Origin of the sequence: Streptomyces sp. AC555_RSS877, from assembly GCF_019049245.1 — a bacterium.
In the GTDB taxonomy this organism is placed as follows: Bacteria; Actinomycetota; Actinomycetes; order Streptomycetales; family Streptomycetaceae; genus Streptomyces.
In genome coordinates this window covers 163,935-176,600 of sequence record NZ_JAGMUK010000064.1, presented here as the reverse complement: position 1 = coordinate 176,600, position 12,666 = coordinate 163,935, and the positions used below count along the sequence as shown (strand labels likewise).

Sequence of the window (12,666 nt, the reverse complement as noted above, 5' to 3'; positions counted from 1 at the left end):
ACCCCGTGAGTGAGCAGCCCCCGTACGACGACAGCGAGCAGCCCGGCCCGATCGGCGACTTTGACGAGATCATGGCGGCCGAGACCGAGCGGGACCCGGATCTCGCGGTGATCGAGGCCGGCAGCCGTACCCTGCGCACGCAGGGCGGCCCGCCGGAGGCCGACGTGCCCGCGCGCCCGGCGGATCCCGAGGTCGACAAGGCCCTGAGGGAAGTCGAGGCGGAGCTCGCCACCCGCTGGGGCGAGACCAAGCTGGAGCCCTCCGTCAGCCGGATCTCCGCGCTGATGGACCTGCTGGGGGAGCCGCAGCGGTCGTATCCCTCCATCCACATCACCGGCACCAACGGCAAGACCTCCACCGCCCGCATGATCGAGGCCCTGCTGGGTGCCTTCGAGCTGCGGACCGGCCGGTACACGAGTCCCCACGTCCAGTCGATCACCGAGCGGATCAGCCTGGACGGCGCGCCGATCTCCGCCGAACGGTTCATCGAGACGTACGAGGACATCAAGCCGTACGTCGAGATGGTCGACGCGCAGCAGGAGTACCGGCTGTCCTTCTTCGAGGTGCTCACGGGGATGGCGTACGCCGCCTTCGCGGACGCTCCCGTCGACGTCGCCGTGGTGGAAGTGGGCATGGGCGGGTCCTGGGACGCCACGAACGTCATCGACGGGGCCGTCGCCGTCGTCACTCCCATCGACCTCGACCACACCGACCGGCTCGGTGAGACGCCCGCGGCGATCGCCACCGAGAAGGCCGGCATCGTCAAGCAGGACGCGGCGGTGATCCTGGCTCAGCAGCCGGTCGACGCCGCCCAGGTGCTGCTGAAGAAGGCCGTGGAGGTGGATGCGACGGTGGCCCGCGAGGGGCTCGAGTTCGGGGTCGTGGCGCGGCAGGTCGCCGTCGGCGGGCAGTTGCTCACCCTGCGCGGGCTCGGCGGGGAGTACCCCGAGGTCTACCTTCCGCTGCACGGCCCCTACCAGGCCCACAACGCGGCCGTCGCGCTCGCCGCGGTGGAGGCGTTCTTCGGCGTGGGTTCGCAGCGGCCCGAGCCGCTCGACGCCGACACCGTCCGCAAGGCGTTCGCGGCCGTGGCCTCGCCGGGCCGGATGGAGGTCGTACGGCGGTCGCCGACCGTCGTCCTGGACGCGGCACACAATCCGGCGGGTGCTCGTGCCACGGCCGAGGCGGTCGGGGAGGCGTTCGACTTCAGCCGGCTGATCGGGGTCGTCGGGGCGAGCGGGGACAAGAACGTCCGCGGGCTGCTGGAGGCCTTCGAGCCGCTGTTCGCGGAGGTCGTCGTCACCCAGAACGCCAGCCACCGCGCGATGGACGTGGACGAGCTCGCCGCGATCGCCGTCGAGGTGTTCGGCGACGAGCGGGTGCAGGTCGAGCCGCGGCTGCCGGACGCCCTGGAGGCCGCGGTCACGCTGGCCGAGGAGGAGGGCGAGTTCGCGGGCGGCGGTGTGCTCGTCACCGGCTCCGTCATCACCGTCGGCGAGGCCCGGCTGCTGCTGGGGAAGGGCTGAGACTCCGTATGCGTACGCTCTGTGCTTCGACCCTGATCGGCGAGGTCTTCATCATCGGCTTCGCCGCGCTGGTCGCGATGAAGGACCCCGACCTGTCCACGACGACGGTGTGGACGGTCAGCGGCGTGGCCATGTTCCTGTGCCTGGTGCTGTGCGGCATGGTGACCCGCCCCGGCGGCGTGGCCCTGGGGTGGGTCCTCCAGATCGCCCTGATCGCCTCCGGGGTCGTCGTCCCCACGATGTTCTTCCTGGGCGCGATCTTCGCGGCCCTGTGGTGGGCGTCCGTGCACTACGGACGCAAGATCGACGAGGCGAAGGCGAGGTTCGCCGCCCAGGCGGGCTCCTCTACACCTGACGCTGCGTAACAAGGGGCCGGACACGCCCTGTAATCTCAGCATCCCGCACCATCCTTTATCCGAAGGAGCCCCGTCGTGAGCCAGCGCACCCTCGTCCTCCTCAAGCCCGACGCCGTTCGTCGTGGCCTGACCGGCGAGATCATCAGCCGTATCGAGCGCAAGGCCGGCTGGCAGATCACCGCGCTGGAGCTGCGCACCCTGGACCACGACACGCTGGAGCAGCACTACGGCGAGCACAAGGGCAAGCCCTTCTACGAGCCGCTGGTCGAGTTCATGGCCTCCGGTCCGGTCGTGGCGCTGATCGTCGAGGGTGACCGGGTCATCGAGGGTGTGCGGGCGCTGGCCGGTCCGACCGACCCGATCGCCGCCGCCCCGGGCTCGATCCGCGGTGACTACGGCGTGATCGTGCGCGAGAACCTGATCCACGCGTCCGACTCCGAGGAGTCCGCCGAACGCGAGGTGAAGATCTTCTTCCCCGGCCGCGCGTAGCGCCTGCGGCGGATGAGTGAGAGTCTGGGGGCTTTTGTCCCCGGACTTTCTGGCATATGCGTGGCGATCGAGGGAACGAGTCCCCCCGAACGCCCGTCTCCACAAGCGAACCCACACGGCATCTGCTGACAATGGCGGAGACCCTCACGCAGTGTTCGCGAAGGCGCGTCTACGATGGAAGCCTTCACGTCACCGCACCCACCTTCGCCGACCTGAAAAGCCCTCAAAAAGCTCCTGGGAAGGCCAGTCGAATCCTGATGGGGAACTCAATGTCGTTCATCGGCCGTGACATGGCTGTCGACCTCGGGACCGCCAACACGCTGGTGTACGTCAGGGGTCGCGGGATCGTACTCAATGAGCCGTCCGTCGTCGCGATCAACACCAACACCGGTGGCATCCTCGCGGTCGGCGCCGAAGCCAAGAAGATGATCGGGCGCACGCCGGGCAACATCGTTGCCGTCCGTCCGCTGAAGGACGGCGTGATCGCCGACTTCGAGATCACCGAGCGGATGCTCCGCTACTTCATCCTGAAGATCCACAAGCGGCGGTATCTGGCTCGCCCGCGGGTCGTCGTCTGTGTGCCCTCGGGTATCACGGGGGTCGAGCGCCGCGCCGTCATCGAGGCGTCGTCCCAGGCCGGCGCCCGTCAGGTGCACATCATCGAGGAGCCGATGGCGGCCGCCATCGGGTCCGGCCTGCCGGTCCACGAGGCCACGGGCAACATGGTGGTGGACATCGGCGGTGGCACCACGGAGGTCGCGGTCATCTCCCTCGGCGGCATCGTCACCGCCCAGTCCATCCGGGTGGCGGGCGACGAGCTGGACAACGCGATCATCCAGCACATCAAGAAGGAGTACTCCCTCCTCCTCGGTGAGCGGACGGCCGAACAGATCAAGATCACGATCGGTTCGGCGTACGACCTCGACGCTGACGAGCACACCGAAATCCGCGGCCGGGACCTCGTCTCCGGGCTGCCCAAGACCGTCGTCATCTCGGCCGCCGAAGTCCGCAAGGCGATCGAGGAGCCCGTCAACGCGATCGTGGACGCCGTCAAGACGACCCTCGACAAGTGCCCGCCGGAACTGTCCGGCGACATCATGGACCGCGGAATCGTTCTGACCGGTGGCGGCGCGCTGCTGCGCGGCCTCGACGAGCGGCTGCGGCGCGAGACCGGTATGCCGATCCACATCGCCGAGGACCCGCTGGACAGCGTGGCCCTCGGTTCCGGAAAGTGCGTCGAGGAATTCGAGGCGTTGCAGCAGGTGCTGGACGCCCAGCCGCGCAGATGACGTAACTCTTCGATTCCGCCGTACGAGATGATCTCCTCTCGTACGGCGGATCGTTGATATGGAGGCATAAGCTCGCCCATAAGCATCGACACGCCCCATAAGCGCCAACACGTAAACATTGCACACGAATTCCTATGAGGAAGGGCACGGCCGCCGCACGTGAGGGACACACGAGAGAGCCGGCTGCTCCTGGTGCTGCTGGTCGCCATCGCGTTCGCGCTGATCACGGTGGACATCCGCGGTGGGGAGGATTCACCGGTCGACGGTGCCCGACAGGGCGCGGCCACGGTGTTCGGCCCGATCGAGGACGGGGTGTCGGCCGCGGTCGACCCGGTCGGCAACGCCGTATCGGCCATCCGTGACTCGGGCGAGCGGCACGACCGGCTCGCCGAGCTGGAGAAGGAGAACGCGGCCCTCGAGGCGAAGCTCGGCAGCGACGACCGCAGCCGCAGCCGCCTGGCCCAGCTCGACAAGATGCTGAAGCTCTCGGGCGCCGGCCAGTACGGCATCAAGGGCGCCCAGGTCATCGCCATAGGCGCGGCCCAGGGCTTCTCCTGGACCATCACCATCGACGTCGGCGCCAACGACGGCATCACCCGCGACATGACCGTCGTCAACGGCGACGGGCTGGTCGGGCGCGTGACCACCGTCGGCCCCGACATCGCCACCGTGCTGCTCGCCAACGACCCCGACTTCACCGTCGGCACCCGGATGGAGGCCGGCGACGAACTCGGCTTCGCCTCCGGGCAGGGCGACCGCCCGCTGCGCGTCGAACTCCTCAACGGCAAGGCCGAGATCAAGAAGGGCGACCGACTGGTCACCTTCGGCTCGCAGGCCGACAAGCCCTTCGTGCCCGGCGTGCCGGTCGGCGTGGTCTCCCGCGTCGACCCCTCCGCCGGCGACCTCACCCGCACCCTCTACGTCACGCCGTACGTCAGCTTCTCCAAGCTCGACATCGTCGGTGTCGTCGTCGAGGCCCCGAAGAAGGACCCGCGCGACACGGTGCTGCCAGCCAAGCCCAAGCCGACCCCCACGCCGACCGTGACGGTGACCGTCACCCCGTCCGCGGGCGCGCCGGTCGACGGCCAGATCCAGCAAGAGCAGTAGGAGCTGTAGCCCATGCGCGTCAACCGGATCCTGCTGTCCACTTCCCTGGTCGTCGTCGCCCTGGTCCTCCAGGTGAGCGTCCTGGCCCGCCTGCACCTGCCGGGCGCCGTCCCCGACCTGCTGCTGCTCACCGTCCTGGGCCTGGCCATGGTGTACGGCCATGTCGGCGGCGCCCTCGTCGGGTTCGGCGCGGGTCTCCTCGCCGACCTCGCCCCGCCCGCCGACCACGCGGCCGGACGCTACGCCCTCGTGCTGTGCGTCATCGGCTACCTCGCGGGCCTGGCGAAACCGGACAACGGCCGGCTGAAGTCGGCCACCGGCCCCATGCTCGTCGTGGTCGCCGCCGCCGTCGGCACCACCCTGCTGTACGCCGGTGTCGGCGCCCTCGTCGGCGACACCGCCGCCCGTCATGTCGGCCTCGGCAGCCTGCTGTTCACGGCCGCCCTGTACGACCTGCTGCTCGCCCCGTTCGTCGTCCCCGGCGTCATGGCGCTGGCCCGCAGAGCGGAGAACGACCCGCTCGCCGACACCAACTCCGCCGCCAAGGCCACCGACATCTCCTCCGGCTGGATCTCGGGCACGGGCCTGCGGATCGGGGGACAGCGCAACGGCCTCGGCGGACTGAAGGTGAAGGCCGCCCGGGCCCGCACGGCGCGTGCGGGACGCATCAAGGGAGTCAAGCGACTGTGAGCGCTCGGGAGTCGGCCCCCGGACCGACGCAGGGGCTCACAGGTTCGCCGTATATGACACATACACACACCGAGAGGGGGAGGCAGCCGCAGTGACCGCCCACCCGTCGCCCGCCGCCACCCTTCCCACGGACGGGCCGCGCCCATGACCAACATTCCCGAGACCGGCCGGACCCCACGGGTCCAGATCCGGCTCGTCGTCATCCAGATCCTCGTCCTCTCCCTGCTCGGCACCCTCGGCGGACGCCTGTGGTACCTGCAGATCCGGGAGGGCGACGAGTACGCCAAGGAGGCGTCCGGCAACCACGTCCAGCAGGTCGTGGAGCCTGCCGTACGCGGCTCGATCCTGGACGCGCGCGGGGTTCCGCTCGCCGACAACGAGACCCGGCTCGTCGTCTCCGCCTCCCGCACCGACCTGCTGAAGATGAAGGACGACGGCAAGGCCGTCCTCGCCAAACTGGCCGGCGTGCTGGGCATGACGCCCCAGGAGGTCATGGAGAAGGTCCGGCTGTGCGACTCCAAGACGCCGCAGCCCTGCTGGAACGGCTCGCCGTACCAGCCGATCCCCATCACCGACGAGGCCACCGCCAAGCAGGCCCTGCAGATCCGGGAGCGCGCCGAGGACTTCCCCGGCATCACCGCCGAGCCGGAGGCCGTGCGCCGCTACGCCGCCCCCGGCAAGGCCAACACCGCCCAGGTCCTCGGCTACCTCTCGCCCGTCACCGACGAGGAGATCACCAAGGCCCAGGACACCGACTCGCCCTACCTGCGCTCCGACCAGGTCGGCCGCTCGGGTCTGGAGCGCCAGTACGACAAGCAGCTGCGCGGCAAGGCGGGCGTCACCCGCTACGAGGTCGACAACCTCGGCCGGGTCATCGGCGAGGCCGAGGCCGACCCCGCCCAGCCCGGCTCCTCCCTCGTCACCAGCATCGACGCCCGCGTTCAGCGCGTCGCGGAGTACGAGCTGAACGACGCCATGAAGGAGGCCCGCAAGGCGTACGACAAGAACACCGGCGAGAACTACAAGGCGGACTCCGGCGCCGTCGTGGTGATGGAGTCCAAGACCGGCCGCGTGGTCGCCATGGCGTCCAACCCGACGTACGACCCGAACGCCTGGGTCGGCGGCATCTCCGCCAAGGACTACACCCAGCTCACCGGCAAGAAGTCCAACTACCCGCTGCTGAACCGCGCGATCCAGGGCCAGTCCGCTCCCGGCTCCGTCTTCAAGGTCATCCCGACCGCCGCCGCGGTCAACGCCGGCTACTCCTTCAACGGCCCCTACCAGTGCTCCAGCTCGTACTCGATCGGCGGCCAGGTCTTCAAGAACTTCGAGTCCAAGGGATACGGCCCGATCAGCCTCGGCCGCGCCCTGGAGGTCTCCTGCGACACCGTCTTCTACCGCCTCTCCCACCAGGAGTGGCAGAAGGACGGCGGCAACAAGCCCAAGAAGAACCCCGGCGACTGGTTCTACAAGACCGCGCACCAGTTCGGCCTCGGCAAGGAGACCGGCATCGACCTCCCCAACGAGGTCACCGGCCGCATCCCCGACCGCCAGTGGAAGCAGAGCTACTGGAAGGCCAACAAGGACGCCTGGTGCAAGTACGGCAAGAAGGGCGGCACGTACGCCGAGCAGATCGCGTACGAGAACTGCCTGGAGGGCAACAGGCTGCGCGCCGGTGACTCCGTCAACTACTCCATCGGCCAGGGCGACACACTCGTCACCCCGATCCAGATGGCGACGATCTACGGGGCGATCTCCAACGGCGGCACCCTCTACGACCCCACCGTCGGCAAGGCGATCGTCAGCGCCGACGGCAAGACCGTCCGTGAGATCGAGCCGAAGGCGCACGGCAAGCTGCCGATGACGCAGAAGACCCTCAGCGAGATAGACGGTGCCCTCGAAGGAGTCGCGACCCGCGGTACCGCCGCCTGGCGGTTCGGCGGCTGGCCGCAGGACAAGATCCCGATGCACGCCAAGACGGGTACGGCCGAGGTCTACGGCAAGCAGACCACCTCGTGGTTCACCACGTACACCAAGGACTACACGGTCGTCATGACGATCTCCCAGGGTGGCACGGGCTCCGGCGCCTCGGGCCCCGCCGTGCGCAAGATCTACAACGCGCTGTACGGCGTGGCCGACGACGGCACGATCAACCCGAAGAACGCGCTGCTGCCGACCCCGCAGAAGAACCTGCCCAAGGTCCAGACCGACGGGATGATCAAGTCCCCGAAGGTCGCCAAGGACCCGGCGAAGGACCAGCGGGTGAGCCAGGAGGGCGAGGCCGCACCGGACGGGACACAGCTGGCGGCGACCGTGAACACGCCGGCCACCGGCAACCGGAACACCCGGCGCCGGCCGCGCCGGAAGGGAAGCCGGAGGATGCCCGCATGACCGGCGCCAACACCTTCCAGGTCTCCGGATACGGGCCCGAACGCGCGGGCTGGACCCGCCTGTTCGCCCGTGACTCGCTGGCCCGCCGCCTGGACTGGCCGATACTGCTGGCGGCGCTGGCCCTCTCCGGCATCGGCTCGGTCCTCGTCTTCTCGGCGACCCGCAACCGCACCGACATCAACCAGGGCGACCCGTACTACTTCCTGATCCGGCACCTCATGAACACCGGCATCGGGTTCGCCCTGATGCTCGGCACGGTGTGGCTCGGCCACCGCACGCTGCGCACGGCCGTGCCGCTCCTGTACGGGATCTCGGTGTTCCTGATCCTGATGGTGCTCACGCCGCTCGGCACGACGGTCAACGGCGCCCACTCCTGGATCGTGCTCGGCGGCGGCTTCTCGCTCCAGCCCTCCGAGTTCGTGAAGATCACGATCATTCTCGGCATGGCGATGCTGCTGGCCGCACGGGTCGACGCGGGCGACAAGCCCCACCCCGACCACCGCACCGTGCTCCAGGCGCTCGGACTGGCCGCCGTACCGATGCTGATCGTGATGCTGATGCCCGACCTCGGGTCGGTCATGGTCATGGTCATCATCGTGCTGGGCGTGCTGCTCGCCTCCGGCGCCTCGAACCGCTGGGTGTTCGGGCTGCTGAGCGCGGGAGCCGCCGGCGCGATCACCGTCTGGCAGCTGCACATCCTGGACGAGTACCAGATCGCCCGCTTCGCCGCCTTCGCCAACCCGAGCCTGGACCCGGCCGGTGTCGGCTACAACACCAACCAGGCCCGCATCGCGATCGGCTCGGGCGGTCTGACCGGCTCGGGCCTCTTCCAGGGTTCGCAGACCACGGGCCAGTTCGTGCCCGAGCAGCAGACCGACTTCGTGTTCACGGTCGCGGGCGAGGAGCTGGGCTTCGTCGGCGGCGGCCTGATCATCGTGCTGCTGGGTGTGCTGCTGTGGCGGGCCTGCCGCATCGCCCGCGAGACGACCGAGCTGTACGGCACGATCGTCGCCGCCGGCATCGTGGCCTGGTTCGCCTTCCAGTCCTTCGAGAACATCGGCATGACCCTCGGCATCATGCCGGTCACCGGTCTGCCGCTGCCGTTCGTGTCGTACGGCGGCTCGTCGATGTTCGCGGTGTGGGTGGCGGTGGGGCTGCTGCAGTCGATCCGGGTGCAACGGCCGATGTCGGCATAGTGGTCGGGCGGGCGGCCCCCTGCCGTACCGCCCCGACTGCGACTAGATTCGGGTCATGGCGGCCACGAAACGCGAGATCGAGCGCAAGTACGAATCCGACGACAGCGGGCTGCCCGATCTCACCGGCGTCGCCGGCGTGGCGACCGTCCTCGACAAGGGCGTCACCGAACTGGACGCCACCTACTACGACACCCCCGACGAACGCCTCGCCGCGTCCTCGATCACCCTGCGCCGCCGCACCGGCGGCTCCGACGCGGGCTGGCACCTGAAGTTCCCCGTCGCCCCGGGCGTGCGCGACGAGATCCAGGCCCCGCTCTCCGACACCCTCCCCGACGAACTCGCCGGGCTCGTCCGCTCCCGGGTCCGGGACGCCGAGCTGCGGCCCGCGGTCCGGCTGCGCTCGGGCCGCGACGTGCGCGACCTCCTCGACGCCCAGGGACGGCTGCTCGCCGAGGTCAGCGTGGACGCCGTCCACGCCCAGCGGCTGACCGGGGGAGACGGCGTCGCCCAGTGGACCGAGATCGAGGTCGAACTCGCCGACGGCGGCGACCCCGTCTTCCTGGACAAGGTGGAGAAGCGGCTGCGCAAGGCGGGCGTACGGCCGTCCGCCTCCTCGTCGAAGCTGGCCCGGGCCCTCGCGGAGACGGCACCCGGGAAGAAGCGCCGCGCCGGTTCACCCAAGGACCCGGTGACCGCGGGCGACCACGTCCTCGCGTACGTCCGCGCCCAGCGCGACGCGATCGTCGGGCTCGACCCGGCCGTACGCCAGGACGTCGAGGACTCCGTGCACAGCATGCGCGTCGCCACCCGCCGCATGCGCAGCACCTTCAGGTCGTACGGCTCGGTCCTCGACCGGGGCGTCACCGACCCGGTCGGCGAGGAGCTGAAGTGGCTGGCCGGTGAGCTGGGCGTGGACCGGGACCACGAGGTGCTGACCGAACGCCTGACGGCGGCCCTCGCCGACGTGCCCGGCACGCTGGTCTCGGGCCCGGTCGCCGAGCGGCTGGGCCGCTGGGCGAGCGCCGAACACGGCGGGGCACGCGGCCGGCTGATCGGCGTCCTGGACTCCCGCCGCTACCTGGCCCTGCTCGACGCCCTGGACGCGCTGATCGCCGACCCGCCACTGCGGGACGCAGCCGGGAAGAAGCCCCGCAAGGTGCTCGCCAAGGCCGTGAAGAAGGGCTTCGGCAAGGTCTCCGGGCTCGTCGGGCAGGCGCTGGAGCTGCCGCCGGGACCCGACCGGGACGTCGCCGTGCACGAGGCCCGCAAGAAGACCAAGCGCACCCGCTACGCGGCGGAGACGGCCCACCCGGCCCTTGGCGCACCGGCCAAGGACCTGGTCAAGTCCATGAAGGCGCTGCAGACCCTGCTCGGCGACCACCAGGACAGCGTGATGGCCCGCCAGACCCTGCGCGAGCTGTCCGCGGTCGCGCACGCGGCGGGGGAGAGTGCCTTCACCTACGGGCTGCTCTACGGACGGGAGGAACAGCGGGCGGCGGCCGTGGAGGCGGAACTGCCCGAGTTCTGGAACGGGATCAAGGACGGGGCGGCGGCCCTCTGAGGCTTCCGGGCGTGCGGGGGGCGGTCGCGGCCGCGTTACGCTAGATGGTCACTCCTGTCCGTTCAGCCCAGCTCACGAAGGTTCGCGACATGCCTGCCGAAGTCGCTGCGTCGGTCTTCCCGCAGCTCGAAGCTCTGCTCCCGCATGTGCAGAAGCCGATCCAGTACGTCGGCGGGGAGCTCAACTCCACCGTCAAGCCGTGGGAGTCGACCGACGTCCGCTGGGCGCTGATGTACCCGGACGCGTACGAGGTCGGTCTGCCCAACCAGGGCGTCATGATCCTCTACGAGGTGCTGAACGAGCAGGAGGGCGTCCTCGCCGAGCGCACCTACAGCGTGTGGCCGGACCTCGAGGCGCTGATGCGGGAGCACGACGTCCCGCAGTTCACGGTGGACAGCCACCGGCCGGTGAAGGCCTTCGACGTGTTCGGTCTGTCCTTCTCCACGGAGCTGGGCTACACCAACATGCTGACGGCGCTGGACCTGGCCGGGATCCCCCTGGAGGCCAGGGACCGGACGATCGACGACCCGATCGTGCTGGCCGGCGGCCACGCCGCCTTCAACCCCGAGCCGATCGCCGACTTCATCGACGCGGTGATCATCGGTGACGGCGAGCAGGCCGTCCTGGACATGACCCGGATCATCCGGGAGTGGAAGGCCGAGGGGCAGCCCGGCGGCCGCGAGGAGGTCCTGTTCCGCCTCGCGAAGACGGGCTCGGTGTACATCCCCGCCTTCTACGACGTCGAGTACCTCCCGGACGGCCGTATCGCCCGGGTCGTACCGAACAAGTCCGGTGTCCCGTGGCGCGTGTCCAAGCACACGGTGATGGACCTGGACGAGTGGCCCTACCCCAAGCAGCCACTCGTCCCGCTGGCCGAGACGGTCCACGAGCGGATGTCCGTGGAGATCTTCCGCGGCTGCACGCGCGGCTGCCGCTTCTGCCAGGCCGGCATGATCACGCGCCCGGTGCGCGAGCGGTCGATCACCGGCATCGGCGACATGGTCGAGAAGGGCCTCAAGGCGACCGGCTTCGAGGAGGTCGGCCTGCTGTCCCTGTCCTCGGCGGACCACAGCGAGATCGGCGACATCGCGAAGGGCCTGGCGGACCGGTACGAGGAGGACAAGGTCGGCCTGTCCCTCCCTTCCACCCGCGTGGACGCGTTCAACGTGGACCTGGCGAACGAGCTGACGAGGAACGGCCGCCGCTCCGGCCTGACCTTCGCCCCCGAGGGCGGCTCCGAGCGCCTGCGCAAGGTCATCAACAAGATGGTCTCCGAAGAGGACCTGATCCGCACGGTCGCCACCGCGTACGGCAACGGCTGGCGTCAGGTGAAGCTGTACTTCATGTGCGGCCTGCCGACGGAGACCGACGAGGACGTCCTCCAGATCGCCGACATGGCGATGAACGTCATCCAGAAGGGCCGCGAGGTCTCCGGCGCGAACGACATCCGCTGCACGGTCTCGATCGGCGGTTTCGTCCCGAAGCCGCACACCCCCTTCCAGTGGGCCCCGCAGCTCTCGGCGGAGGAGACGGACGCCCGTCTCGAAAAGCTCCGCGACAGGATCCGCGGCGACAAGAAGTACGGCCGCTCGATCGGCTTCCGCTACCACGACGGCAAGCCGGGCATCGTGGAAGGCCTGTTGTCGAGGGGCGACCGCCGCATCGGCGCCGTCATCCGCGCTGTCTACGAGGACGGCGGCCGCTTCGACGGCTGGCGCGAACACTTCTCCTACGACCGCTGGATGAAGTGCGCCGACAAGGCGCTCGCCCCCTTCGGCGTGGACGTCGACTGGTACACCACCCGCGAGCGCACCTACGAGGAGGTCCTTCCCTGGGACCACCTCGACTCGGGCCTCGACAAGGACTGGCTCTGGGAGGACTGGCAGGACTCCCTCGACGAGACCGAGGTCGAGGACTGCCGGTGGACGCCGTGCTTCGACTGCGGCGTGTGTCCGCAGATGGACACCAGCATCCAGATCGGCCCGACGGGCAAGAAGCTGCTGCCTCTCGCGGTCAAGAACGCCGCGCCGACGCCGAGCGGCCACTCGCACTGAGGGGCCC

General features: G+C 69.6%; 10 protein-coding genes. All 10 read left to right on the top strand.

The genetic code is table 11. The features are described 5' to 3' along the window. Positions 1 to 71 precede the first annotated feature (71 nt). The 10 genes from KUM49_RS29245 (at position 72) to KUM49_RS29200 (ending at position 12,659) form a co-directional block, all read left to right on the top strand. Complete coding sequence (locus KUM49_RS29245; protein WP_254401963.1) at positions 72 to 1,526, top strand: folylpolyglutamate synthase/dihydrofolate synthase family protein; 1,455 nt, start codon at positions 72 to 74, stop codon at positions 1,524 to 1,526. Between the two features lie 8 nt (positions 1,527 to 1,534). Further along, positions 1,535 to 1,891, top strand: a complete 357-nt coding sequence (locus tag KUM49_RS29240) for a DUF4233 domain-containing protein (protein ID WP_217239963.1) — start codon at positions 1,535 to 1,537, stop codon at positions 1,889 to 1,891. 66 nt (positions 1,892 to 1,957) lie between these two features. Next, the gene (ndk, locus tag KUM49_RS29235; RefSeq protein WP_217239962.1) at positions 1,958 to 2,371 is read left to right on the top strand and encodes a nucleoside-diphosphate kinase; all 414 of its coding nucleotides are present in this window, start codon (positions 1,958 to 1,960) and stop codon (positions 2,369 to 2,371) included. Between the two features lie 269 nt (positions 2,372 to 2,640). After that, on the top strand, positions 2,641 to 3,660 hold the full coding sequence (locus KUM49_RS29230) for a rod shape-determining protein (RefSeq protein ID WP_004931372.1): 1,020 nt from the start codon (positions 2,641 to 2,643) through the stop codon (positions 3,658 to 3,660). A gap of 159 nt (positions 3,661 to 3,819) precedes the next feature. After that, positions 3,820 to 4,767: a rod shape-determining protein MreC gene (gene mreC / locus KUM49_RS29225; protein WP_217239961.1), complete on the top strand. Its 948-nt coding sequence runs from the start codon at positions 3,820 to 3,822 to the stop codon at positions 4,765 to 4,767. Between the two features lie 12 nt (positions 4,768 to 4,779). Further along, entirely contained in the window at positions 4,780 to 5,457 is a 678-nt protein-coding gene (mreD, locus tag KUM49_RS29220; RefSeq protein ID WP_217239960.1) for a rod shape-determining protein MreD, read from the top strand. Positions 5,458 to 5,601: 144 nt separating this feature from the next. Beyond that, positions 5,602 to 7,848: a penicillin-binding protein 2 gene (mrdA, locus tag KUM49_RS29215; protein ID WP_217239959.1), complete on the top strand. Its 2,247-nt coding sequence runs from the start codon at positions 5,602 to 5,604 to the stop codon at positions 7,846 to 7,848. Next, positions 7,845 to 9,044 carry a rod shape-determining protein RodA gene (gene rodA, locus KUM49_RS29210; protein ID WP_217239958.1) on the top strand — a complete coding sequence of 400 codons (1,200 nt, stop codon included), beginning with the start codon at positions 7,845 to 7,847 and terminating at the stop codon, positions 9,042 to 9,044. The genes mrdA and rodA overlap by 4 nt, the downstream gene beginning before the upstream one ends. 55 nt (positions 9,045 to 9,099) lie before the next feature. Next, a complete protein-coding gene (locus KUM49_RS29205; RefSeq protein WP_217239957.1) occupies positions 9,100 to 10,605 on the top strand; it encodes a CYTH and CHAD domain-containing protein in 1,506 nt (501 codons plus the stop codon). A gap of 89 nt (positions 10,606 to 10,694) precedes the next feature. Further along, positions 10,695 to 12,659 (top strand): TIGR03960 family B12-binding radical SAM protein, encoded by a 1,965-nt coding sequence (locus tag KUM49_RS29200; RefSeq protein WP_217239956.1) that lies wholly within the window; start codon positions 10,695 to 10,697, stop codon positions 12,657 to 12,659. Positions 12,660 to 12,666: the final 7 nt, after the last annotated feature.